This is a genomic window from Caballeronia sp. GAFFF1 (assembly GCF_023630705.1).
In the GTDB taxonomy this organism is placed as follows: Bacteria; Pseudomonadota; Gammaproteobacteria; order Burkholderiales; family Burkholderiaceae; genus Caballeronia.
In genome coordinates, this window is sequence record NZ_JALQEM010000005.1 from 192,734 (window position 1) to 218,785 (window position 26,052).

Sequence of the window (26,052 nt, forward strand, 5' to 3'; positions counted from 1 at the left end):
ACTGACGGGCTAAGATAGCGCGTCGTTCTTCATGGGAATCCTCCGATGCCCTTCACTCCGCGCGGCACGTTGATGATTCAGGGCACCACGTCCGATGCCGGCAAGAGCACGCTCGTCGCGGGCCTGTGCCGTCTCGCGCGGCGCGGCGGCGCGCGGGTCGCGCCGTTCAAGCCGCAGAACATGGCGCTCAACAGCGCGGTGACGATCGACGGCGGCGAGATCGGCCGCGCGCAGGCGTTGCAGGCGGTGGCGGCGGGCGTCCCGGCGCGCATCGACTTCAATCCGGTGCTGCTCAAGCCGACGAGCGATCGCGGCGCGCAGGTCATCATCCACGGCCACGCCCATGCCAATCTCGACGCGCGCGCTTATCACGCGTACAAGAGCATTGCCTTCGACGCCGTCTTGCAGTCGTACGCGCGCTTGCAGGCCGACTTCGACGCGGTCATCGTGGAAGGCGCGGGCAGTCCCGCCGAGATCAACTTGCGCGACCGCGATATCGCCAACATGGGCTTCGCCGAGCGCGTCGATTGTCCGGTGGTGCTGGTGGCGGACATCGATCGCGGCGGCGTGTTCGCGCATCTGGTCGGCACGCTCGCGTGTCTGTCGGAAAGCGAGCGGGCGCGCGTGCGGGGCTTCGTCATCAACCGGTTTCGCGGCGATATCGGCCTTCTGAAGCCGGGGCTCGACTGGCTCGAAGGGCAGACAGGCAAGCCCGTGCTCGGCGTGCTGCCGTACCTGCATGGCCTCACGCTCGATGCCGAAGACATGCTGCCGCGCGAGCCGCACGCCCGGCGCGAAGGCCACGCGCTGAAGGTGATCGTGCCCGCGTTGCCGCGCATCAGTAATCACACGGACTTCGATGCGCTGCGGGCGCATCCTCAGGTCGATTTCGAGTACGTGCGCGCGGGCATCGCGCCGCCGCCTGCGGATCTGATCGTTCTGCCGGGGTCGAAAAGCGTGCAGCGCGATCTCGCGTGGCTGCGCGAGCACGGCTGGGATTGCGCAATCACGCGGCATCTTCGATACGGCGGGAAAGTGCTCGGCATTTGCGGCGGGATGCAGATGCTCGGGCGCGAGATAGACGATCCGGATGGCGTCGAAGGCGCGGCGGGGCGTGTTGCGGGTCTCGGGCTGCTTGATCTGCACACGGTGCTCACGCCGCAGAAGCAACTGGAAAACGTCACTGGACGGCTCCTGATCGGCGCGATGAACGCGCCCGTGCGTGGCTACGAGATTCACATGGGCCGCACGAGCGGTGCGGCGCTGGACCGGCCTCTGGTCGCGCTAAATTCGCAGCGCGTCGATGGCGCGATATCGGACGACGGACAAATCGCCGCGACGTATCTGCACGGCGTGTTCGATACGCCGGAAGCCTGCGCCGCGCTGCTCGCGTGGGCAGGCGTCGATGATGCCGCGCCGCTCGACTATCCCGCGCTGCGCGAGGCGTCGCTGGAACGGCTCGCGGATGCGTTCGCGCAGTCGCTCGATATGGATGCGGTCGCGGCGTTGTTCGCCTAGACGCGTCAGTACAAGATCATCTGCGTACACCGAAACATCGCGATCAGCTTGCCATCGCCGTTCGTCACCGTCGCGTCCCACACGTGCGTGCTGCGCCCCAGATGCACGGCGCTCGCTTTCGCGACGATCTTCCCCTCGCGCGCCGTCGAAACGTGGTTGCTCTTGAGTTCGAGCGTCGTGAAGTTCTGCGCCTTCTCCGGCAGATGCGCGATGCATGCGTAGCCGCAGCACGTATCCGCGAGCCCGACGACGGTCGCCGCGTGCAGAAAGCCGTTCGGCGCGAGCAGTTCCGGGCGGATCATGAGTTCGCCGGTGAGCGCGCCTTCATCGAGCGAAAGCAACTGGATGCCGAGCAAATCAGGCAGACGGCCTTTCTGGCGGTTGCGCAGGAAATCGAGCGTGACGTCGGGGCGAAGAGGCATGAGCGGTCATCCGGTCGAGTAGAGAAGGCGCGCGCCATCGGCCAACCGGCCAGCGTGCCGCGCGTGTCGTTTGCCGATATTATCAACGGCTCGAATCATGTATCCGTTCTATAACGACGAAACCGTGCGCGCGGCTTCCGCGCTTTCTCGCGCGCCGTACAAATATCAGGACATTCCATGACCGTGATCGTGGTGGCAAATCCGAAAGGCGGCGTCGGCAAGAGCACGCTCGCAACGAACCTGGCAGGCTATTTCGCCGCGAACGGCGAATGGGTCGCGCTCGCCGATCTCGACAAACAGCGCTCCGCGCACGGCTGGCTCTCGCTGCGCGCCGATACGCTGCCGAAAATCGAGGAATGGGGCGTGAATCCCGATGCGCCCGCGAAGCCGCCGAAAGGTCTGGAAAAAGCCATCGTCGATACACCGGCCGGCGTGCACGGCAACCGGCTCGCGCTGGCGCTGCAACTGGCCGACAAGGTCATCGTGCCGTTGCAGCCGTCCATGTTCGACATTCTCGCGACGCAGGACTTTCTCGCGAAGCTGGCGAAGGAAAAGGCGGTGCGCAAAGGCTCGATACAGGTGGGCGTGGTCGGCATGCGCGTCGATGCGCGCACGCGCTCGGCCGACCAGCTGCATCGTTTCGTGGAAGGGCTCGATCTGCCTGTGCTGGCCTTCCTGCGCGACACGCAGAACTATGTGCAGCTCGCCGCGCACGGTCTCACCATCTGGGATGTCGCGCAAAGCCGCGTCGAGAAAGATCTGGAGCAGTGGCAGCCGATCATTGACTGGGCGCAGAAGAAATAAACAAGCCGGCGCTCCCAGAAGGATGCGCCGGCCTTGTTCGGAGCAGAAATCTCCGAAGAATCACGTCCAGTTCTGCGTCGGCACGTGGTCGCGGCTGCCCTTCATGCGGTTGTTCTCATCGACGAACACGAGATTCGGCTTCCAGCCCGCCGCGATCTCCGTTTCGTCCACCTGCGCGAATGCCGCGATGATGACGAGATCGCCCAGTTGCGCGCGCCGGGCGGCCGACCCGTTCAGCGAAATCATGCCGCTGCCGCGCTCGCCCTTGATCGCGTACGTGGTCAGGCGCTCGCCGTTATTCACGTTCCAGATGTCGATCTGCTCGTTCTCCAGGAGATTCGCCGCTTCGAGCAGATCCTCGTCGATGGCGCACGAGCCTTCGTAATGCAGCTCGCAGTGCGTGACCGTCGCGCGATGAATCTTCGATTTGAGCATGGTGCGTTGCATGTTGCGGACTTCCTTCAGATTTCCAGATTGTCGATGAGGCGCGTCGCGCCGAGCTTCGCGGCGGCGAGCACGACGAGCGGCGCATCGGCGTCCGCCTCGCCCGGCGCGAGCAGGTCGGCGCGCTTGCGCACGCTAACGTAGTCGGGTTTCCAGCCGCGCTCGGCGAGCGCGTTGATGGCGTCGCGTTCCAGCGCGGCGATATCGCGATTGCCCGACAGCACGGCTTCGCGCACGCGCTGCAGTTGCGCGGCAAGCTGCGGCGCTTCCGCGCGTTCGGCAGGCGACAGAAAGCGGTTCCGCGACGACAGCGCGAGGCCGTCTTCGTCGCGCACGGTTTCAGCAGCGACGATTTCCGTCGGCAGCGCGAACTGGTGGCACATCTGCCGCACGATCATCAACTGCTGATAGTCCTTCTTGCCGAACACGGCGACGCGCGGCTGCACGCACGACATCAGCTTCATCACGACGGTGCACACGCCATGAAAGAAGCCGGGGCGGAATTCCCCTTCGAGAATGTCGCCGAGATTGTGCGGCGGATGCACGCGATACTGCTGCGGCTCCGGATACATGTCCTTCTCGGTCGGCGCGAACAGCACGTAGACGTTCTCGCTTTGCAGCTTTTCGATGTCGTCCTGCAGCGTGCGCGGATATTTGTCGAAGTCTTCGTTCGGCCCGAATTGCAGGCGGTTCACGAAGATGCTCGCGACCACGGGATCGCCGTGCTGACGCGCGAGCCGCATCAGCGAGAGATGGCCTTCGTGAAGATTGCCCATCGTCGGAACGAAGGCGGTTCGGTTCTGGCCGCGCAACTGGTCGCGCAGTTCATGGATCGAGCTGATGACTTTCATCGAGCGGGTGTCTCCTGGCGGGCGGCGTGGAAATCGGCTGCCCCGAGGCAAATGTGGGAGAAAAGCGGGTTCTTAGGCAGGAGAGTACGCCAGCCGGACGTAGATGGGCGCATACGGCTCGGCCTGCGTGATTTCGAGCAGCGATTCGCGCGACAGCTCCAGCATCGCGATGAAGTTCACGACGACGACCGGCACGCCGCGCGACGTATCGAAGAGCTCCGTGAACTCCATGAAGCGCGCGGTTTGCAGGCGGCGCAGGATGATGCTCATGTGCTCGCGCACCGAAAGCTCTTCGCGCGAAATCTTGTGATGCTGCACGAGCTTCGCGCGCTTGATCACGTCGGCCCAGGCGGCGCGCAGGTCGTTCATGTCGACGTCCGGGAAGCGTTGCACCGACGCCTGCTCGATATACACCTCCGCGCGCAGGAAGTCGCGGCCGAGTTGCGGCAACTGGTCGATGCGCTGCGCCGCGAGCTTCATCTGCTCGTATTCCAGCAGTCGCCGCACGAGTTCGGCGCGCGGGTCTTCGGCGTCCTCGCCGGTGTCGGCCTTCTTGACCGGCAGCAGCATGCGCGACTTGATCTCGATGAGCATGGCCGCCATCAGCAGATATTCCGACGCCAGTTCCAGATTCGACTGGCGAATCTGGTCCACGTAGCCGAGATACTGCGCGGTGACATCCGCCATCGGAATGTCGAGCACGTTGAAATTCTGCTTGCGGATCAGGTAGAGCAGCAGGTCCAGCGGGCCTTCGAACGCTTCCAGAAAGACTTCGAGCGCGTCCGGCGGAATGTACAGATCCGTCGGCAGCTTCCAGAGCGGCTCGCCGTAGAGATGCGCGATCGCGACGCCGTCGATGGTGTCGGGCGTCGAATCGGTCGCGGGCGCGGCGAGCGCCACGTCGCGATTTTCGCGTGCATCCTCCCGCCTGTCTTCCCGCCTGTCTTCCCGATTACCGGCGCGGGACGCTTGCGGCTCGTGGCCGGCGCTCACGTTCAGAAGTTCTGGTAGTACACGTAAGGCGTCTGCTTCACGCGCGAGGTTTGCTGACGCGCGCGCTCGTCCAGATCGACGGGCTGTTTGTCCCACAAGAGCGCGCGGCCGCGGCGCTGTTCGTCTTCCAGCGTGGGTTTCTGCGCTTTCAGCTGATTGATGAACTGGGTGATATCCGACTGATACATGATCCGGCTTCCGTTGAGTCGATTCGGTTCGATGAGGGCGGCGCGCTGGGGCAAACCGGCGCGCGAAGTTCGTCGGCGATTTTACCGCAAGGAGAGGCGCGGTCCACGCATATCGGCGCTTGCCGCGCTCGCGTGCGGAACCCGCCGGGCCCTCGAGCCGTCCAACGGCGCACGGCTCTCATGCCGTACCGTGCTTTTTTACGTCGCCCGCGCGCATCGATGTGGTGAAATAGCGCCTGCGCCGTGCCGCGCGAGCCGCGCCGAAGCGGCGCCGAAGCTGCACTGGCTAGACCGCTTCACCTTTCGATTCCCACTCATCCCGATGCCGGAGGTCACGTTTGGCGGGGCGTTTGTCTGATTCGCTGCGCGCGCTGCGCAACCTGGCCGCAATTCCGCGCACAGCGAAACCGTTTGCGCCTCCTGGCCGCAATCGCCCGGCCGCCGTCGCCGGGTTCCGTCTGGCGTCGGCTGCGCTCGCGATGCTTGCATTGCTGGCGGCCGCGACGCCCGCCTTCGCGAAATACGACGTGGACATCGACGCCCCGCGCAGCATCAGGAAGCTGTTGCAGGATCATCTCGATCTCGCGCGTTTCGCCAAGCGCGACGACGTGAGCGACGACCAGTTCCAGTTCCTCGTTACCGCGACGCCGAAAGACGTGCGCGATCTGGTCGCGACCGAGGGCTATTTCACGCCCGTCGTGCGCACGGACGTCAACACGGCGGGCGACAAGCGTTCGGTGAAAGTCAGCGTCGATCCCGGTCCGCAGACGAAAGTCGCTTCGGTGGACCTGAAGTTCACGGGCGCGGTGACGACGGAAGACCGCACGCAGGAAAACGCCGCGCGGTTCGCGTTTTCGGTCAACGAAGGCGACGCCTTTTCGCAGCACGCCTGGGACGACGCAAAGAGCGCGGCGCTGCGCGCGCTGCAATCGCGCCGCTATCTCGGCGCGCGCATCGTGCGGTCGCAGGCGCGCATCAATCCGCGCACGCAAATGGCGGATCTCTCGGTCACGTTCGACAGCGGCCCGACCTTCACCTTCGGCAAGCTCGATATTAGCGGCACGAAGCGTTATCCCCAGAAGATCATCGAAAACGTGAATCCGATCCACGAAGGCGAAATCTACGACATCGCCCGCGTGAACGAGCTTCAGCGGCAGGTGCAGAACACGCCGTACTACGCGAGCGTCGCGATCGACGCTGCCAACGACGTCACGAAGCCTATCGAGACGCCGCTGCACATCAAGGTGAGCGAGTATCCGTACAACAGCGTGCGCTACGGCGTCGGCTATGCAACGGACACGGGCTTTCACATTCAGGGCGCCTACAGCTATCTGAATACGTTCGGCGCGGCGTATCCGTTCACCATCTCCGGACGCCTCGACCAGACGCAGCAGTACGGCCGCGTGCAGCTCGCCATGCCGCCGGATTCGCGCGGCTGGGTCAACGCGGTGTTCGGCTCCTACACGATCACGGACGTATCGGATACGAAGATCTACAGCGCGCGCGTCGGCGTGCAGCGTTCGCGCTCGACGCAGAACATCGACACCACGTATTCGCTGACGTTCTACGACGACCGGCTCACGCAGAACGAGCCGAACCCGTCGACCGCGCGCGCGCTCGTGCCCGCGTGGACGTGGGTGCGCCGCGACGTCGACGATCCGCTGTTTCCGCGCCGCGGCAACGTGATCCGGGCGGAAGCGGGCTTCGCCGTGAAAAACGTCATGACCGATCAGACGTTCGCGCGCCTCTACACGAATGCCCAGCAGTACCTGCCGCTCGGCAAGAACGATCTCCTCGTGTTTCGCGCCGAGTTCGGCGGCGTGTTCACGACCGGGCCGTCGAGCGGCGTGCCGGCGTCGCTTCTGTTCCGCGCGGGCGGCGCGAATTCGGTGCGCGGTTATAGCTATCTGGGTATCGGCCACAATGTGTCCGGTTCGGTGTTGCCGACCAAGTACATGGTGACGGGCAGCAGCGAATATCAGCACTGGTTCACGCACGACTGGGGCGGCGCGGTGTTCTTCGACATCGGCACGGCGACCGATACGTGGCACGAGCGCGTGTTCCAGCCGGGCGTGGGCGTCGGCGCGCGCTGGCGCAGCCCGGTCGGGCCGGTCAACGTGGACGTCGCATACGGCCTGAAGAACAAGAGCATCAAGCCGTATCTGACGCTCGGCATCGCGTTCTGAGCACGCCATGAGCGATCTTCCCGACAACAACGAACGCATGACGGAACCCGACGCGCAAGCAGGCGGCAACGGCAACAGCAATGGCAACAGCAACGGCAACGGCGACGCGCCGAAGACGCCGGCGCGCCGCAGCGGCGGGCGGCGCGCGCTGCGCTGGCTCGCGGCGTTGGTGCTCGTCGTTCTCTTCATCGTCGTGCTGGCGCTCGGCACGGTCTTCTTCGCGCTCACGACCGAGCCCGGCACGCGCTATCTGTGGCAGGCGGCGACCTCGCTCCTCGGCGGCCGGCTCACCGGCAAGCTGGACGGCGGCGCGGTCGCCGCGGGCCTGCAATTGCGCGATGTCCACTGGAAGAGCCTCGACGGCAAAGGCACCGATATCGCCGTCGACAGCGTGTCGGGCCGCTGGTCGCTCACGCGCGATCCGCTGCGCTTTACCATCGACTATCTGCATGTCGGCACCGTCGACGCGCGCATCGCGCCATCGAACGAGCCGAGCAAGAAGACGGAACTGCCGAAGGACCTGCGCCTGCCGATCCAGCTCGTGGTCCGCGATCTGAGCGTCGAAAAGCTGCGGCTGCATCAAGGGACGACGACCACCGAATTCTCGCGCCTGCTCTTCAACGGGCGCAGCGACGGCCGGCATCACGAAGCGACGGTGCAGCGGCTCGACACGCCTTTCGGCGCGGTGACGGCGGCCGCGAAGCTCGACGGCGGCGCGCGGCCGTTCCCGCTCGCGGGCGATGTGACCTACGCGGGCAAGGTCAGCGGCGAGACGGTGCAGGTCGGCGCGCGCCTTTCGGGTTCGCTTGAAGACCTCGTCGCGGACGTGAATGCGAGCGGCCTGAAGCTCGCGGGGCAGGCGCACGTCGAAGCGACGCCTTTCGCCGACGTGCCGCTCAAGCTCGCCATCGTCACCGCCGATCACATCAATCCGCAGGCGTTCAGCGCGGGCGCGCCCGCCGCCGATCTCGCCGTGCGCGCCGAAGTGAAGCCGGTGCCGGACGCAAAAACCTTCGTGGTGAGCGGGCCGGTGTCGATCGTCAACGCGAAGCCCGGTTCCATCGACAAGAAGCTGCTGCCGCTTATCGACGCGCGGGCGAACGTGCGGCTCGACGCGTCGGCGCAGCGCATCGCGGACCTGAACGTGCGCCTTCTGAAGAACGCGACGATCACGGGCGGCGGCGCGCTGTCGGGCGGCAACGGACAGTTCGACCTCAACGTGGCGAAGCTCGACCTGAATGCCATCGAGCCGAGCGTGCGGCCGACGGACTTCGCGGGTCCGGTGCGCGTCGTGCTGGCGGGCGATACGCAAACCGTCACCGCCGATCTCAACGATCCGCGCGCCGCCATCCGCGCGCAGGCGAAGGTCAGGCTCGATCCGAAAGCGACCACGCTCGACGACGTGAAGCTCATCGTCGGGAAAGGCCGCGTGGAGGCGAGCGGCGCGCTGAAGAAGGACGCGAATTCGAGCTACGACGTGAAAGCGAAGTTCATCGACTTCAATCCGCTGCAACTGACGCAGCAGCTCATTCAGCCGAAGCCCGCCGCGAAGAAAGGACCGCCGCCGCGCGTGATCGAGGCCCGGGTGAATGGCACGCTCGCCGCCTCGGGCATGCTCGCGCCGACGCTCACGACGAAAGCCACGTTCAAGCTCGGCGACAGCACATACGACAACCTGCCGCTCACCGGCGCGGGCACGGTGCAAGTGGCGGGCATGCGCATCCTGCCGAGCACGGCGCAGCTTTCGATTGCGGGCAACGATGTCGATTTGAACGGCAGTTTCGGCGCGCCGGGCGACCGGCTGCGCTTTCGCGTCGACGCGCCGCAGCTGGAGCGGCTCGGCTTCGGCATCGCCGGCACCGTGAAGGCGGACGGCGATCTTACGGGCTCGCTCGCGCACCCGAACGTCGCGGCGAATTATCAGGCCGATGGCGTCGTGTTCGGCGCGAACCGGCTCGGCCATGCGGAAGGCCGCGCCGATATCCGCGACGGCGCGAACGGCGCGCTCGTCTTTACGCTCAAGGCGCGCGACGCGAGCACGTCGGGCATCGAAGTCGCCACGCTCGACGCCAATCTCAACGGCACGCGCATGCAGCACACGCTCGCCCTCACCGCGACCGGCAAGGTGCAAGGTCAGGCGGTGAATCTGGCGCTCGGCGCGAACGGCAAGTTCACCGACGCCGCCGACGGCCCGCACTGGGACGGCACCATCACGAAGCTGTCGAACAAGGGCACGCCGTCGGTGAATCTGGAAACGCCGCTGTCAGTGAGCTACGGGCCGAAGCGCATCGTGCTCGGCGCGACGCGGCTCGTCGCCGAAGGCGCGGTGCTCAACCTCAAGTCGTTGGCGCTGGAGAACGGGCGCATGCAATCGGCCGGCACGCTCACGAATCTTTCGGTGCCGCGTCTGCTCGAAGTGCGGCGCGAAATGACCGGCGAGGAATCGTCGCTGCGCACGGACCTCGTTTTCGACGGCGACTGGAACTTCTCGCTCGGCTCGACGGCGACCGGCTACGCGCAGATCAAGCGCCGCGCCGGCGACGTGACCATCGACGGCACGCGCGGCGTCGCGGCGCTCGGCATCTCGGATATCGTCGCGCGCGCGGATTTCAGCAACGGCAATCGCCTGAACGCGACGCTGCACGCGCAGGCAAGCCGCATCGGCGTGATCGACGCGAACGCGCACACGACGCTCGTCGAGCGCGACGGCGCGCTCACCGTCGCGGACGAAGCGCCGCTCACCGGCGCCATCGACGCGAACATTCCCGAACTGCGAACCACCGGCGGCCTGCTGGGCGCCAACTATCTGCTCGGCGGCAGACTCGCGTTGAAACTGACGCTCGCGGGCATCGTCGCAAAGCCGACGCTCTCCGGTTCGCTGACGGGCGACAACGTGTCGGCGACGGTCGTGGATCAGGGCGTGCAGTTGAAGGACGGCATTATCCGGATTGCGCTGTCGGAGAATCTCGTCGATTTTCGTCAAGTGGAGTTCCACGGCGCGAGCGGCACCTTGCGCGCGACCGGCAAGGTGCGCCTCGACCAGCAGCAGCCCGATCTGACGGCGAGCATCATCGCGGACAAGCTCGAACTCTTCGCCTCGCCGGACCGGCAACTCATGCTTTCGGGCAGCGCGAGCGTTGCGAACGCGGGGCTGCAAGGCGGCATAGCGATCAACGGCAAGTTCACCGTCGATCACGGGCTCTTCGACCTGCCCGAAAGCTCGGCGCCCGCGCTCGGCGACGATGTCGTGGTCATGCGTCCGGACGGCACCGTGAAGGGCGAGAACGGGAAGTCGTTCGAAGCCGCGACGGAAAAGCCGGTCGGGCCGTTCACGCCGCGCGCGAATATCGATATCGACCTCGGGCAGCGGTTCCGTTTCAAGGGCGCGGGCGCCGACCTCGGGCTTGCCGGCACGATCACCGCGATGAGCGCGCCGAACATGCCGCTGCGCGCGGTCGGCAACGTGCGCGTGACGCCCGGATCGACCTATACGGCGTTCGGCCGCAAGCTGAACATCGAGAACGGCTTCTTCACGTTCAACGGCCCGGTGACGAATCCCGGCCTCAATATTCTGGCGATGCGCCGCAATCAGGAAATCGAGGCGGGCGTGCAGGTGACGGGCACGGTGCAGTCCCCGGTGGCGAAGCTCATTTCCGAGCCGAACGTGCCGGACAACGAAAAGCTCTCGTGGTTGCTGTTCGGCCACGGCACGGATCAGGGCAACAACATCGGCCAGCAAAGCGCGATGACGAGCGCGCTCGCGCTCCTCGGCGGGTCGAGCGGCAAGCGCATCGCGCAGACCTTCGGACTGGACGAGTTCTCCATCGGATCGAGCGAAGTCGGCCTGACGGACCAGCAGGTCGTGCTGATTTCGAAGGCGATCAACGAGCGGCTCGTGATCGGCTACGAGCAGGGGCTGCAGTCGGCGGCCAACGCGGTCAAGGCGACGTTGAGCCTGTCGCGCTTCTGGTCCGTGACGGCGTATGGCGGCACGTATCAGGGCGTCGATCTGTCGTACACGCGGCGCTTCAATTCGTGGATGCGGCTCTTTGCGTCGAGCTCGACGGATTCGCGTTCGGCGGAGCAGCCTTCGGCGGCATCGGGCGCGTCGGGCGTGTCCGCGCCGTTCGGAGCATCGGCGACGGCGGTGGATTCGGACTAAGCGCCGCGCGTCGCGCTGAGAAGAAGAAGCTCTTCGCGAATTCGCCGGGGACCGCTCGCGACAGGTTCTATCCGGCCGCCTCAGTCCCATCATCCGGCCACTCGTACCTCTCATCCCAGTTACCCAGCGGCGCCTACGCCTGCCACCGAAACACGACCATCGGCTCGATGTCCTGATCGTTGATCCCAGCAAGCAGCCGCAGCTTCCTGAAACGTGGCTTCGGCTGACCACCCCATTTCGTCGAATGCTTCGCTGGCCGGGAGTCGTTGCGCGGTTTTCATAACGGCGTTATGATTTCCAAAGCCGCGGCGCGGTCGTTAATGCGCGGAGCGGTCCACGAATCAGCATGGATGTCCTGCCTCTGACGGCATGCGTGCATCCGAGAGGCGGGCGATGAAAGCGGAACCAACCAAGCAAGCTCCGGCACAGCCGGCTCCCAAGGCGTTGCGGCGATACTTGTCGCTCGATGACTTTGAAATCGCCGCGCGGCGGCATCTTCCGCGGCCCATATTCGGCTACATCTCGGGTGCGGCCGAGCGCAACGCATCGCTGGACGACAACGAACGGGCGTATTCGGAATATCGCTTCGTGACGCGCGTGCTTCGAGACGTGTCCCGGCGCACGCAAGCGACGACACTGCTCGGCAAGACGTATCGCGCTCCGTTCGGCATCGCGCCGATGGGCATTTCCGCGTTATCCGCTTACCGTGGCGACCTCGTGCAAGCACAAGCCGCTCGCGATGCCGGCATCCCGATGATCATGAGTGGCTCGTCGCTCATTCCTCTCGAGACAGTGGCCAAGGAAGCGTCCGGCACATGGTTCCAGGCCTATCTTCCCGGCGAACCCGAGAAGATTCGCGCGCTGATCGAACGTGTCGAACGCGCCGGCTACGACACGCTCGTTCTGACAGTGGACACGGCCGTGCTGGCGAATCGCGAGAACAATATCCGCACGGGCTTTTCGACACCGCTGAAGCCGAGCATGCGGCTCGCGTGGGACGGCGTCACGCGCCCTCTATGGCTCTTCGGCACCGCGCTCAGAACGCTCGTCAACCACGGCATGCCGCACTTCGAGAACTCGTATGCGACGAGAGGCGCGCCCATCTTCTCGGGCCGCGTCGTGCGGGATTTCGGCGCGAAGGACCATCTGAACTGGAGCCATGTGCGTCAGATTCGGGCGCAATGGACGGGAAAGCTCGTGATCAAGGGCATCATGGCAACCGACGACGCGATCGCCGCGCGGGATCATGGCGCCGATGGAATCATTATCTCGAACCACGGCGGGCGACAACTGGACGGCACTGCCGCGCCGCTTCGCGTGCTGCCTGGAATCGCGAATGCAGTCGGTCACGACATTGCGGTGATGATCGACGGAGGCATCCGGCGGGGTACCGATGTTCTGAAGGCGCTCGCGCTTGGCGCGGATTTCGTCTTCGTCGGCCGGCCGTTCAACTATGCCGCCTCGGTGGCCGGCAAGGCGGGCGTCGCGCACGCAATCGCAATCCTGCATGCAGAGGTGCAACGCAATCTCGGCTTGCTCGGCGTCGTCAGCATCGACGAATTGACGCCGGACGTCCTGATCAGGTTGCCGGAAGGCGTGGCTGCAAGCCAAAGGTACGGGCAATGAAGTCCAGCGATAAAGACGATGAACAAATAGACCGGTCAGTCGCCGCTGTCGACAGGACGCTTTCCTTGCTCGAAGCGTTTCTGGGCGAGCCTGGCGGCCGGTCGCTGTCGGATCTCGAACAGCAAACGGGGCTCTTCAAGAGCGTCATTCTCCGATACATGCTTTCGCTCGAAGCACGAGGCTTCGTGCACAAGGAGCAAAACGGCATGTACCGGTTGGGCTACAAGGCCGCCCAGCTCGGCCGTGCATTCGAAAGCAGCGTGGGGCTCGTGACGACATTGCAGCCGGTCGTCGAGCGGCTCAGCGAGAAGACCGGCGCGAGCGCGTCAGTTTATGTGCGGGACGGCGACGCGCGCCTTTGTCTGCTGCGGGCGGAACCCGAGCGTGATGTTCGCGTGGCGATCCGCGCCGGCACGCGGCGTCCAATGGACAAGTCGGCGTCGAGTCTCGCTTTCAAACGCTTCGAGCGCAAAACCGTGCAGGCATTCGCGAGCGCGGGCGTGGCGGGCATCGTCTCGTCGGCGGGCGTCGGTGACCCGCTGCTCGCGTCGATGGCCGCGCCGCTTTTCGGTGTGTCCGATGCGTTCGTCGGCGTGCTGACGCTTTCGGGCGTGATCGGCCACTTCGATGTGGACGATGAGCGCATTCGCTCGCAACTCTTCGACGAAGCGCTCGCTGCCAGCGCATTGCTTGGCGCGGCGCCGTGAATCTGCGTCGCCGATCTGCGTCATGAATCTGTCGAGCCGCCCGCTGCTTGGGCTCAGGCTTGACGGCGCTCGCCGGTGCCGTACATGCGCTCGCAAAACGCCATGCTCGCCCCGAGCCGTCGTGAAAGATCGGACGCAGCCTGAAGCTGCGGCGCAATCAGCTCGCCTGTTTCGCGCGCCTCGTTCAAGCGCGAGGCCGGGCCGGATAACGTCAACGCGGCCATGAATTCGGCATCGGGCCCGAAGACCGGCGTGGCGAATGCCGCCGTATGCACGTCCCGCGCCCCCGATGTGAAAAGCGGAAGCTGCGGCGGCTCAGAAAAGATCGGTTCGCGCAGTCCCCAGTAACGGATCACCTGGCCGATCGCGGTGTCGTCGAGCGGAAGCGATGTTCCCGCGAGCCGGGTCTCGCGCAGACCCTCGGACGGCTCCGCCCGGAACAGGCACAGACGCTGGTTTTTCTCGAGCACGTAATACGAGGCGCTTTCCTTCGTTTGCGCCGCGAGCGCGAAGAGTATGGGCTCGACCACAGACGATAGATGAAACGACTGCTCATACAGCTTGCCCAGATAAAGCACGCGCGCGCCGAGTCCGTACATGCCGTCGTCGGAACGCACGACGTAACCCATGCGCTCGAGCGAGTTCATTAGCCGATAAACCGTCGTTTTGTGCATGCCCGACGCGCTTGCGAGCGCAGCAAGCGAGAGTTTCTCTTTGCCGAGCCTGAAGCAGTCGAGCAGGCCGAGCGCTCGTTCGACCGCGACCACACCGTCGTTTCCCATCTCGTCCCCTCCACGTTCATCGTTTCGATGCATTGTACACAGTAAAACGATGGTGTGCAGCGTAAAAGGGTTAACGCTACTGGCTCGCACATCGAGCGCGCGTTAAAGTGGTTTCACTTCGTACACCACTGTTGCACACAATACAACTCTCCCCTGAGGTTAGTCCATGAGCACCGACACGAATCAATCGATCATCCGCGACATCGAGCGCGTTTCACCCGAACTCGTCCAAGCTGCCGCGAAGTTTCAGGCCGCCATCCTCGCCGACGTCGCAGGCCGGCGCGGCACCGTGCACGGCCGCGTGAAGCCGCTATCGCCGAAGATGAAAGTCGCGGGACCGGCGATCACCGTCGAGGTGCGACAAGGCGACAACCTCGCGATTCACGCCGCGCTGGCGGTCGCGAAGCCGGGCGATGTGATCGTCGTGGACGGCAAGGGCGACGTGAGCTGCGCGCTGCTCGGCGAGATCATGGCGACGCAGGCGAAGGTCAGCGGCATCGCGGGCATCGTCATCGACGCAGCGGTGCGCGACGCGCACGAACTCGCGAACGGCGACTATCCGATCTTCTCCGCCGGCCTGAATCCGTGCGGCCCGACCAAGAGCGTGGCCGGTCTCGTCAACCATCCGATTTCCGCTGGCGGCACGGCGGTCAATCCCGGCGATCTCGTGGTCGGCGATGCCGATGGCGTCGTCGTGATTCCGCGCGCGGATGTCGCGCGCATCGTCGAACTCGCGCAGAAGAAGCTGGATATGGAAACGGCGCGTATCGCGGCGATCCACAAGGGCGCTGTGCGTCCTGGCTGGCTCGACAAGGAACTGCGCGCGGCGGGCATGCTGGCCGAAGGCGAGGTTCTGTAATGAACACGACTGCTCAGGAGCCCGTCGTTCTCGTCACGGCCGCCGATCTCGCGCCGCAAGCGCTCGACATGCTGCACGCGTTCAAGGTCGTATTCGCCGGAAAGCAGCCGACCGAAGACGAGATCGTCGCGCTGTGTGAGAAGACGAAGCCCGTCGCGATCATCGTCCGTTACGGCAAGATCAACGCCCGCATCATGGATGCAGCGGAAAACCTGCAGGTCATCTCGAAGCACGGCAGCGGCATCGACGTGATCGATCAGGAAGCCGCCGGCGCGCGCGGCATCGCGGTGCGCGCGGCAGTCGGCGCGAACGCGGCGGCGGTCGCCGAGCACGCGTGGGCGCTCATTCTTGCGTGCGCGAAGTCGGTGCCGCAACTCGATGTTCGCATGCGCGCCGGTCACTGGGACAAGTCCACGCACAAGTCTTTCGAACTCGACGGCGGCACGCTCGGCGTGGTGGGACTCGGTTCGATCGGGCGACGCGTCGCGGCTATCGGCGTCGCGTTCGGCATGAACGTGCTCGCCTTCGATCCGTTCGCGAAGGAAGCGCCGCACGGCGTGACGCTCGCGTCGATGGACGACATCTACGCAGCGTCCGACGTGCTCTCGCTCAACTGTCCGCTGACGGACGAGAACCGCAACATGATCAATCGCGACACGCTTGCTCGCATGAAGCAGGGCGCGATTCTCGTGAACACGGCGCGCGGCGGGCTGATCGACGAAGCCGCGCTCGTCGAGGCGCTCGCGAGCGGCCGGTTGCGCTCGGCCGGCGTCGATAGCTTCGCGGTCGAGCCGATGACCGTTCCGCACCCGTTCCAGTCCGTGCCGAATCTGATTCTGTCGCCGCACGTCGGCGGCGTCAGCGAAGCGGCCTACGTGAACATGGGCAAGGGCGCTGCGGCCAACGTGCTCGCGGTCATCGAGGAAAACGCCCGCAAGGTGGCGTGACGTTCGCGGGAGTACTGAGCATGTTCTATCTCACGTCGCCCGAAGTGCGCGAAGCGCAGGTGTTCACGCGCATGCCGGAGAAGTACCGCAAGGCGGATGTTCAAACGGATTGGGCACGCGCCAATCGCGGCGGCATGACCACCGATTCGTTTCTCGAAGGTCCTGTCTGGGACCCGCGCGGCCACCTTTACGTGACCGACATTCCCTACGGCCGCATCTTTCGCATTTCGCTTTCGGGCGAGTGGGATCTCGTCGCGCAGTACGACGGCGAGCCCAACGGGATGAAGCTGTTCGACGACGCTCACCTGCTCATCACCGATTATCGCAACGGCCTGATGCTGCTCGACATCGAGCGCGGGGAAGTGAAGCCCTACCTCGAGCGCCGCAACTCCGAGCGCTTCAAGGGCGTGAACGACCTGACCTTCGATTCGCACGGCAACCTGTATTTCACGGATCAGGGCCAGTCCGGCCTGCACGATCCGACAGGCCGCGTGTATCGGCTGTCGCCGGACGGCAAGCTCGACATGCTGCTTGGCAATTGCCCGAGCCCGAACGGACTCGTGCTGTCGCCGGACGAGAAGGTGCTTTACGTCGGCATGACGCGCGGCAACTGCGTGTGGCGCGTGCCCTTGCAGGCGGACGGCTCGGTCAGCAAGGTCGGACAGTTCTTCACGTCCTACGGCCCGAGCGGTCCTGACGGTCTGACGATTGACTCGGATGGCCGGTTGTTCATCGCGAATCCGGGGCTTGGCCGCGTGTGGGTGCTCAATCGCCGCGCCGAGCCGGTCGAGATTCTGACCGCGCAGGAAGGCGTGTCGCTCACGAACCTGTGTTTCGGCGGCGCGGACATGAAGACGCTTTTCATGACCGAGTCGACGAACGGTCTGGTGTTGAAGGCCGACATGACCGTTTCCGGACCGCTTCCCAAGCAAGCAAAGAAATACTGAGGCTTTCTCGTCGACGGGCCAGGCACGCCTGCGCGACGAGAAGCCGAGACATTGCGCCCAAGCAGCGCGATGGAGGAGCCACTCATGCAACTCTCGCAAACCATCGATGAAACCCGCAGCGCGCGTTCGAAGAACGCGGCGAGCGGCAACGTGCTCGCCAGCGAAGACTTCGCCGCCAGCGAACGCACGCTCGCGAAGGCGTTCCGGCGCATTCTTCCGTTCATCTTCCTCTGCTACGTTGTCAGCTATCTCGACCGAACGAATGTCGGCTTCGCTGCGCTGACGATGAACAAGGACCTCGGTCTCACAGGCGAGCAGTTCGGCCTGGCTGCCGGACTGTTCTCGATCGGCTACTTCCTGTTCGAGATTCCGAGCAACCTCATCATGCAGAAGGTCGGGGCGCGGGTCTGGATCGCGCGCATCATGATTACCTGGGGCGTGTGCTCGATGCTGACCGCGTTCGTCGTCGGGCCGAAGAGCTTCGCCGGCGCGCGCTTCCTGCTCGGCATCGCGGAAGCCGGATTCACGCCCGGCATCTATCTGTATTTCACGCACTGGTTTCCCGGCAAATGGCGCGCCAAGGTGACGGCCGCGTTTCTCGTCGGCATTCCCGTCGCGAACATGATCGGCTCGCCGATCTCGGGCGCGCTGCTTCAATTGGGCGGATTGCACGGCCTGAAAAGCTGGCAATGGCTGCTGCTGATCGAAGGTCTGCCCGCCGTGCTGCTCGGCGTTGCATGCCTCTTCATCCTCGCGGATCGTCCCGACAAGGCTAGCTGGCTCAGCGACGAAGAGAAGGTTACGCTCGCCCGGCGCCTCGCGGCGGAGCAGAAGGATATCGGCAGCAAGCACGGCAGCACGTTGCGCGACGCCATGACCAACTGGCGCGTGTTCGTGCTCGCGTTCATCAACTTCTGCGGGATCGTCGGATCGGTGGGCGTCGGCTTGTGGATGCCGCAGATCATCAAGCAGTTCGGCGTCACGCATTCGGTCGTCGGCTGGCTGACGGCGCTTCCTTACCTGATCGGCGCGTTCGCCATGCTGTGGTGGGCGCGGGTGGCGAACAAGGCGCAAAAGCGCGTGCCGTACGTTGCCGGCGCTTTGCTGATTGCCGCCGCCGCGCTTGCGTGCAGCGCGCTGACCGACGTGCCGCTCCTGAAGCTCATCGCCCTGTGTTTCACCGTCAGCGGAATTCTCGCGTTCCAGGCGACGTACTGGGCGATTCCCTCCAGCTTCCTCACCGGCCGCGCCGCGGCGGGCGGCCTCGCGCTCATTGTATCCGTCGGCAATCTCGGCGGCTTCGCGGGACCGTCGATGATCGGCGCGCTCAAGCAGATGTCCGGCGGCTTCACGCTGCCGCTGCTCGCCGTCTCCGCCGTGCTGCTGATCGGCGCGCTGACGATCGCATGGCTCGGCGATCCCGGCGCGAATGCCGGCGAAGCCAGCGCCGCGCGCAAGTCGTGAAGCCCTGCGTCCACAAAATTCATAACTCTGTTTGGAGACGAAATGTCCGTGAAGAAGGCTCAGAAGAAAGCCAAGCTTAGAACCGGTCTTGCGCTTGGGACGGTCGCAGTCGCAAGCATGACGTTCGCGTCCAGCGCGGCGCGTGCGCAAAGCAGCGTGACGCTGTACGGCATCGCCGATGTCGGCGTCGAGTATCTGAACAACACCAGTGCCGGCGGATCGCAAGTGAGAGAAGTGTCCGGCAATCTTTCCGGCTCGCGCTGGGGCCTGAAGGGCGTCGAAGACATGGGCGGCGGGCTGAAGGCGCTGTTCAACCTCGAGGCCGGCTTCAATATCAACGACGGAACGAGCTCGCAGTCGACGCGCGGCCTCGGCACGAACCCGACGACGACCTCGCGCCTCTTCGGCCGGCAGGCATGGGTCGGTCTCAGCTACAAAGGGCAGCAGTTGACCCTGGGTCGCCAGAACGCGCTGATTTACGAACAGTCGGTGACGTTCGATCCGATGGGTGTCTCGTCGCGGTACTCAGCGCTGTCGCTCGACTATGCGCTCGCCGCTCGCATCGACAATTCGGTGAAGTACACCGGCAAGTTCGGTCCGCTGACCGCGCAGGCGATGTACAGCACGCGCTACGACACGGGCTACGGTTCCGAAGTGCCGGGCGCGCTCATCACCGGCCGGTTCTTCAGCGGCGCGTTGACCTATGCGAGCGGCCCGATCGCGGCGACCGCAGTCTACGAACAGCGCAACAGCAACACGCTCACCACGAACACGAGCACCGAGCGCCGCGCGCTCGCCGCCGCGACGTACAGCTTCGGTCCGGTGACGGCTTATGCTGGCTACCGCTATCTGCGGGCATCGAACGCATTCCTGCCGGCCAATCCGATTGCCGTCGCCAACGGTTCGGCCGCCAATGCCGCCAACCTGTACTGGCTCGGCGCGCAATATCTGATCACGCCGTCGTTCCAGCTGACCGCGGCCGGGTACTACCACGACGTTCATTCGACCGGCGCCGATCCGTGGCTTGCTGTGATCAACGCCGACTACTTCCTGTCGAAGCGCACCGACCTGTACGCGACCGTCGGTTACGCGCACAACAAGGACAAGTCGGCGCTCGGCGTGAACGGCTACGGCACGGTCGCGCCCGGGTACAACCAGACCGGCGTCACAGTCGGCCTGCGCCAGAAGTTCTGACGAGGAAACCGCCGTGCAGATCGTCCATGCGCCTCATTTGCCCGTCCGCGAAGAATGGCTCGCGCGCCGTCAGGAGCCGATTCTGGAGCCGGATCTTCCCATCGTCGATGCGCATCATCATCTGTGGGACCGGCAGAGCGGGCGCTATCTGACCGACGAGTTCGCGCGCGATGTCGGCAGCGGGCATCGCATCGTAGCGAGCGTGTATGTGCAATGCCGGTCGATGCTGCGTGAGCACGGTCCCGCGGCGATGAAGCCGGTCGGCGAAGCGGAGTTCGCCAACGGCATCGCCGCGATGTTCGCAAGCGGGGCGTATGGAGCGACGAGAGCCTGCGACGCGATCGTCGGCGGCGCGGACCTCGCGCTGGGCGATGCGGTCGCGCCCGTGCTCGAAGCCATGCTTCAGGTCACGGGCGGCCGCTTGCGCGGCATCCGCAATCCGCTCGCGTGGCATTCGAGCGCGGACGTGGTTTCGAGCCCGGTGACGCCGCCGCGCGATCTGATGGCGAACGCCGACTTCCGGCAAGGGGTGAAGACGCTGGCGCGCTACGGGCTGTCGCTGGACGCGTGGGTCTATCACACGCAACTCGCGGAACTGTACGAACTGGCGAGCGCTGCGCCGGATGTGACCGTGGTCATCGATCACTTCGGCGGCCCGCTCGGCGTCGGACCGCACGCGAACAGCCGCGAGCAGGTCATGGCCGAATGGCGGCAGGGGCTCGCGCGCCTGGCGAGCCTGCCCAACACGCGCATGAAGCTGGGCGGCGCGGGCATGACCGTGTTCGGTTTCGGATTCGGCTTCGGGTTCGGCTTCGCGTCGCGCGAAACGCCGCCTTCGTCGGAGGAACTCGCCGCTGCGTGGCGACCTTACTTCGAGACCTGCATCGAACTGTTCGGCGCGAAGCGCTGCATGTTCGAGAGCAACTTCCCCGTGGACAAGGGCATGTTCAGCTACAGCGTGCTGTGGAACGCCTTCAAGCGGCTGGCGCAGTCATTGTCAGCGGATGAAAAATCCGCGCTATTCAGCGGCACCGCCGCGGCGACGTATTGCTTGCGGCTACCAGGAGACGAGTCATGAAAACCAGCGCTAGCGTCGCATCGGGCGCAATCGGAAGGGAAATCGGCAGCGAAGCCGAAGGGAAGCGTTACAAGGACATCACGCGCGGGGAGTGGCGCTCGCTGTCGCTCGCCGGTCTCGGCTGGACGTTCGAGAGCTATGACTCGTTCCTCCTCTCGCTTCTCTTGCCGACGCTTGCGCTGCAATTCGGTCTGTCGAAAGCCCAGCTCGGGCTTTTCACGAGCATCACGGCCGCCGGGCAGATTCTCGGCGGCATCCTGTTCGGCTACGTGTCCGACCGGCTGGGGCGCGTGCGCACGGCGCTGCTTTGCATCGGCATCTATTCGCTGTTCTCAGGGCTGCTCGCGTTTGCGCCGAACGAGCACTGGTTCGCGACGATCCGCTTCTTCGGCGCGCTCGGCATGGGCGGGACGTGGACGGCGGGCGCGGCGCTCATCGCCGAAACGTGGCACGCGAGCCGCCGCGGCAAGGGCGGCGCGCTGATGCAGATGGGACTGCCCATCGGCGCGATTCTCGCGATCACGATCTCGGGCATCGTCAGCGGCGTCAACGACGGTCTCGCGGGCCACGGATGGCGCGTGCTGTTCCTGATCGGTGCGCTGCCGTTCTTCATCCTGTTCTTCGTCGCGCGCAAGACGCCCGAGTCGCCCATCTGGCTCGAACGCAAACGCGCGAGGGCGCAGGCAAAGACCGCTCCCGTCGATGCGAAGTTGAACGTTCGCGGTCTGCTCACTGCGTTCATGTTCATCTTCTTTCTGCAATACCTGTACTGGGGCGTGTTCACCTGGACGCCGACATTCCTCGTCACGGTGAAGCACCTCGATTTCGTGCATAGCCTCAAGTTCGTGCTCGCGCTGCAATTCGGCGCAATCGCCGGCTTTCTGATGTTTTCCGCTTTCGTCGATCGCCTCGGCCGCCGGCCGATGTTCATGGCATATCTGCTCGTCGGCGCGGCGGCGGTGTTCGGCTACATCCTGTCGTCGAATGCGCTCGTGCTGATGGTCGCCATCTTCTTCACGGGCTTCAGCGTGAACGGCATCTTCGCGGGCGCGGGACCGTTTCTCGCGGAAATCATCGGCAATACAGCATCGCGCGGCTTTCTCATGGGCCTCGCGTACAACGGCGGGCGGCTCGGCGGATTCATCGCGCCGCTCGTCATCGGGACACTCGCAACGACTGCGGGCGGCTTCGTGCTCGGCTTGTCGACGACCATCGTCGCGTTCATCGCCGCCGCGATCGTGGTGTTCTTCGCGCCGGAGACGCGCGGCAAGACGCTCGCATGACGACCGCCGCAAATCAGCCGGGATGGATCGGCAGGCTCTTTCCCGCCCTCAATGAAGCGTCGCTGCGGCGCTATCTGAGCGGGCAGGTCGCGTCGGTGCTGGGAAGCTGGACGCAGAACGTGACGCTGAACCTGCTCGTGTATCACCTGTCGGGTTCGGCGGCGATACTCGCGCTGCTCAACTTCCTGTTGTACGGGCCGCAACTGGTCGTCGCGCCCGTCGCCGGATCGCGCATTCGCGCGGAGAACGCGCGTCGCGTGACGCTGTGCGTGCTCACGGCGTCGCTCATTTTGACGGGCAGCCTTATCACGCTCTCCGCATTGCATCTGCTGAATGTGCCGCTGATTCTCGCGCATGCGCTGGCGATCGGCATTTCGAGTGCGATCGAAGTGCCCGCGCGTCAGGTGTTGCTGCTGACGAGCCTGCGCGATACGAGCCTGACCTCGAACGCGGTCGCGATGAACACGATGGTCTATAACGTCGGCCGCATGGTCGGCCCGACGATTGCGGGATTCGTCTATCCGACGCTCGGTCCGCGCGCATCGTTCGCAATCTACGCGCTCGCGCTGTGTTTCATGGCGATATGCGTGCGTTCGATTCGACTGTCCACGGAGGCACGCGCCTCGCGGGCGGACAGCAGCTTGCGCGACGCCGTGGGCTATGTGATGTCGGACGCCTTTTCCGCGCGCTATCTTCCGATCCTCGCGTGCATCGGCCTCTTCGCGGCGAGTTACCAGACGCTCGTGCCGCTTCTGGCGGACCGCGCGTTCCACGACGCCGCGCGTTTCACCGGCGTGTTCTTCGCCTGCGCGGGCGCGGGTTCGCTGAGTTCGGCCGTGCTGCTCTCGTCGGCGCTGGGTCCGCGCGCGTCGGCGCGGTTCATCGCGTGGGCGCCGTGGACCGCGATCATCGCGCTGATGGTGCTCGCCACGACGAGCGCGGTGGGCGCATCGATGCCCGCGTTCTACGCGCTGGGCTTCAGCCTCACGTTCGCGGCGACATCGACGAACGCGACCATTCAGCGCCGCTGCCCCGAGCACGTTCGCGGCGGACTCGTCGGCATGTACGGCATGGCCTACAACGGGACGATGCCGTTCGGCTATCTGCTCGTCGGCACGATATCCGAGGCGCTCGGCGTGCGCCACACATTCGCGGCGATGGCGGTGGTGCTCGCGGTGGGCGTCCTGTCCATCGTCGCGTGGCAACGATTCAAACTACAGCGCGAAGGCGCATAAAGTCGGAGACGAACATGTCAATTGCAAGCACCACGACACTCGAGCGGCAGACGATGCGAAAGGTCATCTGGCGGCTGCTGCCGTTCCTGATGATCTGTTATCTGATGGCGTTCATCGATCGCGGCAACGTCGGCATGGCGTCGCTTCAGATGAATCACGACATCGGCATGTCCGCGAAAGTATTCGGCTTCGGCGCGAGTCTGTTCTTCGTGTCGTATTTCATCTGCGAAGTGCCGAGCAACCTCGCGCTCGAAAAGTACGGCGCGCGCATCTGGATCGCGCGGATCATGATTACGTGGGGGCTGGTGTCGGCGGCGACCGCGCTCGTGCACAACGCCACGACGTTCTATATCCTGCGCTTCCTGCTCGGCGCGGCCGAAGCCGGCTTTGCGCCGGGCGTGCTGCTCTATCTGTCCTACTGGGTGCCGAAGGCGTATCGCGCGCGCGTCGTCGCGACCTTCATGGTGTCGATTCCGGCGGCGAGCTTCATCGGTTCGCCCATCTCCGCGCTCTTGCTGCAGATGGACGGCATTGCGGGTCTGCGCGGCTGGCACTGGCTCTTCGTCCTCGAAGGGGTGCCGACGGTGCTGCTCGGCATCGCGTGCCTCTTCATGCTGACCGACAAGCCCGCCAAGGCGACATGGCTGAACGAAGACGAGCGCGCGTGGCTGCTCGGCGCGCTCGCCGCGGAAAATGCACAGCCGAAGAAGGTCGCGCCGATGCCGCTGACCAAGCTCTTTCGCAACCGCTACGTGCTGTGTCTCGCGCTCGTCGATACCTGTGCGTCCGCTGCGGGCAGCACGTTGTCGGTGTGGCAGCCGCAGTTGTTGAAGTCGTATGGCTTGACCGTGCTGCAAACGGGCATGCTGAACGCCGTGCCGTACGCGCTGGCGTCGATTCTGATGATCTTCTGGGGCCGTCATTCCGACCGCACGAAAGAGCATCGCTGGCATACCGTCGTGCCGATGCTCTTGATCGGCGGCGGTCTCTTCGCCACGTCGCTCAGCGGCTCGCTGGTGCCCACCGTGTGCATGCTGTGCTGCGTGCTCGTCGGCGCCTATGCGTTCAAGGGGCCGTTCTGGGCGCTCGCATCGGACATGCTGTCGAACAGCACGATCGCAGCCGGGTTGGCCACCGTCAATGCCATCGCGAACTTGCTGGGTGGCGGCCTGATGGTCAACGTCTACGGCTGGGTCAAGGCCGCGACGGGCAGCTATTCGCTCGCGCTGATGCCGCTCGGCATCCTGACGCTCGTCAGCGTCGCCACGCTGCTCCTTCTGACGCGCAAGGGTCAATCCGGGCGCATGGTCGGCAAGACGGAGGCGGCATGAGCAGCAAGGGTCTGTCGCGACGCGGCTTTCTGGAACTGGCTTGCGCGTCCCTCGCGACGGCCGCGCTGCCTCGCACGGCGGCGGCCGAGGAAACGTGGTCGAGCGGTTCGGAGCGACCGTCCTTCGCATTGCCGGAGCATGCCGTCGATTGTCACATGCATATCTATGACGATCGCTTTCCGGTGGCGCCTGGCACCAAACTGCGGCCGCCCAATGCGACAGTCGAGCAATATCGGCTGTTGCAGACGCGGCTCGGGATACGACGCAACGTCGTCGTGACGCCATCGACATACGGCACCGACAACCGATGCACCGTCGAAGCGTTGAAGCGCTTCGGCAACGACGCGCGCGGCATTGCGGTCGTCGATACGTCGGTGACGGATGACGAGCTTCATGCGTTGAACGGCGCCGGCGTGCGCGGCATTCGATTCAACCTGAGCTATCCCGGCGCGACGACGCTGGAGATGCTCCCGCCGCTCGCAAAGCGCATCGCTCCGATGGGATGGCATATCGAACTCGTCGTGCAAGGCGCGAAGCTGCCGCAACTGGAGGGGCACCTCGCGGCGCTGCCTTGCCCGCTCGTCATCGACCATATCGGGCACGTGCCGCAGCCCGGCGGAGCCTCCAGCGACGCGCTACGCACGGTGCAGCGTCTCGTCGAGAGGGGCAACACGTGGATCACGTTGTCGGGGCCGTACGTGGACAGCAAGACGGGCGCGCCCGGCTATGAAGACGTGGCGCCGGTCGCCAGGGCACTCATCGCCATGGCCCCTGAGCGCATGCTCTGGGGCACGGACTGGCCGCATCCGACGCAGACATCGGGCAAGCCGGACGACGCCAGCCTGGTCGATGTCATCGCGGGCTGGATCGACAGGCCGGAGTGGCAGCAGATGATATTCGTGACGAATCCGACGAGGCTTTATGGCTTCGATGCCGCGTAGGCGGTGGTCCATCTCGGAACGCTCATCCTGTTCCAATCAGGCGAAGTCGATCCCCGCAGATTGACGATCAACCAAAACAAAAGGGCACAC

22 protein-coding genes are annotated in these 26,052 nt (G+C 65.0%); 16 read left to right on the plus strand and 6 right to left on the minus strand.

Features of this window, described 5'->3' with window-relative positions:
• Positions 1-45 precede the first annotated feature (45 nt).
• Positions 46-1,518, plus strand: coding sequence for a cobyric acid synthase (locus NCR37_RS03215; protein ID WP_250471553.1), 1,473 nt, complete (start codon positions 46-48; stop codon positions 1,516-1,518).
• A gap of 5 nt (positions 1,519-1,523) precedes the next feature.
• On the opposite strand, the gene NCR37_RS03220 is transcribed toward NCR37_RS03215, so the two are convergent.
• The gene (locus tag NCR37_RS03220) at positions 1,524-1,940 is read right to left on the minus strand and encodes a PaaI family thioesterase (protein WP_250471555.1); all 417 of its coding nucleotides are present in this window, start codon (positions 1,938-1,940) and stop codon (positions 1,524-1,526) included.
• A gap of 177 nt (positions 1,941-2,117) precedes the next feature.
• Here NCR37_RS03220 and NCR37_RS03225 point away from each other — a divergent pair, with 177 nt between their 5' ends.
• A complete protein-coding gene (locus tag NCR37_RS03225) occupies positions 2,118-2,744 on the plus strand; it encodes a nucleotide-binding protein (protein ID WP_250471556.1) in 627 nt (208 codons plus the stop codon).
• 60 nt (positions 2,745-2,804) lie between these two features.
• Here the strand turns inward: NCR37_RS03225 and panD are convergent, their stop codons facing one another.
• From panD to NCR37_RS03245, 4 genes are all read right to left on the minus strand, one after another.
• A complete protein-coding gene (panD, locus tag NCR37_RS03230) occupies positions 2,805-3,191 on the minus strand; it encodes an aspartate 1-decarboxylase (protein ID WP_250471566.1) in 387 nt (128 codons plus the stop codon).
• Positions 3,192-3,205: 14 nt separating this feature from the next.
• Positions 3,206-4,039: a pantoate--beta-alanine ligase gene (gene panC / locus NCR37_RS03235; RefSeq protein WP_250471574.1), complete on the minus strand. Its 834-nt coding sequence runs from the start codon at positions 4,037-4,039 to the stop codon at positions 3,206-3,208.
• A 72-nt stretch (positions 4,040-4,111) separates the two neighbouring features.
• Positions 4,112-4,939, minus strand: coding sequence for a segregation and condensation protein A (locus tag NCR37_RS03240; protein WP_175940607.1), 828 nt, complete (start codon positions 4,937-4,939; stop codon positions 4,112-4,114).
• Positions 4,940-5,034: 95 nt separating this feature from the next.
• On the minus strand, positions 5,035-5,223 hold the full coding sequence (locus NCR37_RS03245) for a DUF3460 family protein (protein WP_175940608.1): 189 nt from the start codon (positions 5,221-5,223) through the stop codon (positions 5,035-5,037).
• 476 nt (positions 5,224-5,699) lie between these two features.
• Between NCR37_RS03245 and NCR37_RS03250 the strand changes: the two genes are divergently transcribed.
• The 4 genes from NCR37_RS03250 (at position 5,700) to NCR37_RS03265 (ending at position 13,901) form a co-directional block, all read left to right on the plus strand.
• Positions 5,700-7,406, plus strand: coding sequence for an autotransporter assembly complex protein TamA (locus NCR37_RS03250; RefSeq protein ID WP_250471849.1), 1,707 nt, complete (start codon positions 5,700-5,702; stop codon positions 7,404-7,406).
• Positions 7,407-7,413: 7 nt separating this feature from the next.
• On the plus strand, positions 7,414-11,568 hold the full coding sequence (locus NCR37_RS03255; RefSeq protein ID WP_502800480.1) for a translocation/assembly module TamB domain-containing protein: 4,155 nt from the start codon (positions 7,414-7,416) through the stop codon (positions 11,566-11,568).
• A 393-nt stretch (positions 11,569-11,961) separates the two neighbouring features.
• Positions 11,962-13,194 (plus strand): alpha-hydroxy acid oxidase, encoded by a 1,233-nt coding sequence (locus tag NCR37_RS03260; RefSeq protein WP_250471576.1) that lies wholly within the window; start codon positions 11,962-11,964, stop codon positions 13,192-13,194.
• Complete coding sequence (locus NCR37_RS03265) at positions 13,191-13,901, plus strand: IclR family transcriptional regulator (protein WP_250471578.1); 711 nt, start codon at positions 13,191-13,193, stop codon at positions 13,899-13,901. The genes NCR37_RS03260 and NCR37_RS03265 overlap by 4 nt, the downstream gene beginning before the upstream one ends.
• 53 nt (positions 13,902-13,954) lie before the next feature.
• On the opposite strand, the gene NCR37_RS03270 is transcribed toward NCR37_RS03265, so the two are convergent.
• On the minus strand, positions 13,955-14,683 hold the full coding sequence (locus tag NCR37_RS03270; RefSeq protein WP_206470315.1) for an IclR family transcriptional regulator: 729 nt from the start codon (positions 14,681-14,683) through the stop codon (positions 13,955-13,957).
• A 166-nt stretch (positions 14,684-14,849) separates the two neighbouring features.
• Between NCR37_RS03270 and NCR37_RS03275 the strand changes: the two genes are divergently transcribed.
• The 10 genes from NCR37_RS03275 (at position 14,850) to NCR37_RS03320 (ending at position 25,962) form a co-directional block, all read left to right on the plus strand.
• Entirely contained in the window at positions 14,850-15,542 is a 693-nt protein-coding gene (locus NCR37_RS03275; RefSeq protein WP_250471579.1) for an RraA family protein, read from the plus strand.
• Entirely contained in the window at positions 15,542-16,489 is a 948-nt protein-coding gene (locus NCR37_RS03280; RefSeq protein WP_250471581.1) for an NAD(P)-dependent oxidoreductase, read from the plus strand. The genes NCR37_RS03275 and NCR37_RS03280 overlap by 1 nt, the downstream gene beginning before the upstream one ends.
• Positions 16,490-16,509: 20 nt before the next feature.
• On the plus strand, positions 16,510-17,436 hold the full coding sequence (locus NCR37_RS03285) for an SMP-30/gluconolactonase/LRE family protein (protein ID WP_250471583.1): 927 nt from the start codon (positions 16,510-16,512) through the stop codon (positions 17,434-17,436).
• A gap of 84 nt (positions 17,437-17,520) precedes the next feature.
• Entirely contained in the window at positions 17,521-18,900 is a 1,380-nt protein-coding gene (locus NCR37_RS03290) for an MFS transporter (RefSeq protein WP_250471585.1), read from the plus strand.
• A 42-nt stretch (positions 18,901-18,942) separates the two neighbouring features.
• Positions 18,943-20,094, plus strand: coding sequence for a porin (locus NCR37_RS03295; RefSeq protein ID WP_350029044.1), 1,152 nt, complete (start codon positions 18,943-18,945; stop codon positions 20,092-20,094).
• A gap of 13 nt (positions 20,095-20,107) precedes the next feature.
• Positions 20,108-21,172, plus strand: a complete 1,065-nt coding sequence (locus NCR37_RS03300) for an amidohydrolase family protein (protein ID WP_250471587.1) — start codon at positions 20,108-20,110, stop codon at positions 21,170-21,172.
• On the plus strand, positions 21,169-22,455 hold the full coding sequence (locus NCR37_RS03305) for an MFS transporter (RefSeq protein ID WP_250471589.1): 1,287 nt from the start codon (positions 21,169-21,171) through the stop codon (positions 22,453-22,455). The genes NCR37_RS03300 and NCR37_RS03305 overlap by 4 nt, the downstream gene beginning before the upstream one ends.
• Positions 22,452-23,690, plus strand: a complete 1,239-nt coding sequence (locus NCR37_RS03310; RefSeq protein ID WP_250471591.1) for an MFS transporter — start codon at positions 22,452-22,454, stop codon at positions 23,688-23,690. Before NCR37_RS03305 ends, NCR37_RS03310 begins: the two co-directional genes overlap by 4 nt.
• A 14-nt stretch (positions 23,691-23,704) precedes the next feature.
• Positions 23,705-25,021, plus strand: coding sequence for an MFS transporter (locus tag NCR37_RS03315; RefSeq protein WP_250471593.1), 1,317 nt, complete (start codon positions 23,705-23,707; stop codon positions 25,019-25,021).
• Positions 25,018-25,962, plus strand: coding sequence for an amidohydrolase family protein (locus tag NCR37_RS03320; RefSeq protein WP_250471594.1), 945 nt, complete (start codon positions 25,018-25,020; stop codon positions 25,960-25,962). Before NCR37_RS03315 ends, NCR37_RS03320 begins: the two co-directional genes overlap by 4 nt.
• Positions 25,963-26,052 lie beyond the last annotated feature (90 nt).

Excerpts from the sequence above, each read along its gene's own strand:
- NCR37_RS03215 (WP_250471553.1), top strand. The coding sequence starts at position 46 with ATGCCCTTCACTCCGCGCGGCACGTTGATGATTCAGGGCACCACGTCC.
- NCR37_RS03220 (WP_250471555.1), bottom strand. The coding sequence starts at position 1,940 with ATGCCTCTTCGCCCCGACGTCACGCTCGATTTCCTGCGCAACCGCCAG.
- NCR37_RS03225 (WP_250471556.1), top strand. The coding sequence starts at position 2,118 with ATGACCGTGATCGTGGTGGCAAATCCGAAAGGCGGCGTCGGCAAGAGC.
- panD (WP_250471566.1), bottom strand. The coding sequence starts at position 3,191 with ATGCAACGCACCATGCTCAAATCGAAGATTCATCGCGCGACGGTCACG.
- panC (WP_250471574.1), bottom strand. The coding sequence starts at position 4,039 with ATGAAAGTCATCAGCTCGATCCATGAACTGCGCGACCAGTTGCGCGGC.
- NCR37_RS03250 (WP_250471849.1), top strand. The coding sequence starts at position 5,700 with ATGCTTGCATTGCTGGCGGCCGCGACGCCCGCCTTCGCGAAATACGAC.
- NCR37_RS03255 (WP_502800480.1), top strand. The coding sequence starts at position 7,414 with ATGAGCGATCTTCCCGACAACAACGAACGCATGACGGAACCCGACGCG.
- NCR37_RS03260 (WP_250471576.1), top strand. The coding sequence starts at position 11,962 with ATGAAAGCGGAACCAACCAAGCAAGCTCCGGCACAGCCGGCTCCCAAG.
- NCR37_RS03265 (WP_250471578.1), top strand. The coding sequence starts at position 13,191 with ATGAAGTCCAGCGATAAAGACGATGAACAAATAGACCGGTCAGTCGCC.
- NCR37_RS03270 (WP_206470315.1), bottom strand. The coding sequence starts at position 14,683 with ATGGGAAACGACGGTGTGGTCGCGGTCGAACGAGCGCTCGGCCTGCTC.
- NCR37_RS03275 (WP_250471579.1), top strand. The coding sequence starts at position 14,850 with ATGAGCACCGACACGAATCAATCGATCATCCGCGACATCGAGCGCGTT.
- NCR37_RS03280 (WP_250471581.1), top strand. The coding sequence starts at position 15,542 with ATGAACACGACTGCTCAGGAGCCCGTCGTTCTCGTCACGGCCGCCGAT.
- NCR37_RS03285 (WP_250471583.1), top strand. The coding sequence starts at position 16,510 with ATGTTCTATCTCACGTCGCCCGAAGTGCGCGAAGCGCAGGTGTTCACG.
- NCR37_RS03290 (WP_250471585.1), top strand. The coding sequence starts at position 17,521 with ATGCAACTCTCGCAAACCATCGATGAAACCCGCAGCGCGCGTTCGAAG.
- NCR37_RS03295 (WP_350029044.1), top strand. The coding sequence starts at position 18,943 with ATGTCCGTGAAGAAGGCTCAGAAGAAAGCCAAGCTTAGAACCGGTCTT.
- NCR37_RS03305 (WP_250471589.1), top strand. The coding sequence starts at position 21,169 with ATGAAAACCAGCGCTAGCGTCGCATCGGGCGCAATCGGAAGGGAAATC.
- NCR37_RS03310 (WP_250471591.1), top strand. The coding sequence starts at position 22,452 with ATGACGACCGCCGCAAATCAGCCGGGATGGATCGGCAGGCTCTTTCCC.
- NCR37_RS03315 (WP_250471593.1), top strand. The coding sequence starts at position 23,705 with ATGTCAATTGCAAGCACCACGACACTCGAGCGGCAGACGATGCGAAAG.
- NCR37_RS03320 (WP_250471594.1), top strand. The coding sequence starts at position 25,018 with ATGAGCAGCAAGGGTCTGTCGCGACGCGGCTTTCTGGAACTGGCTTGC.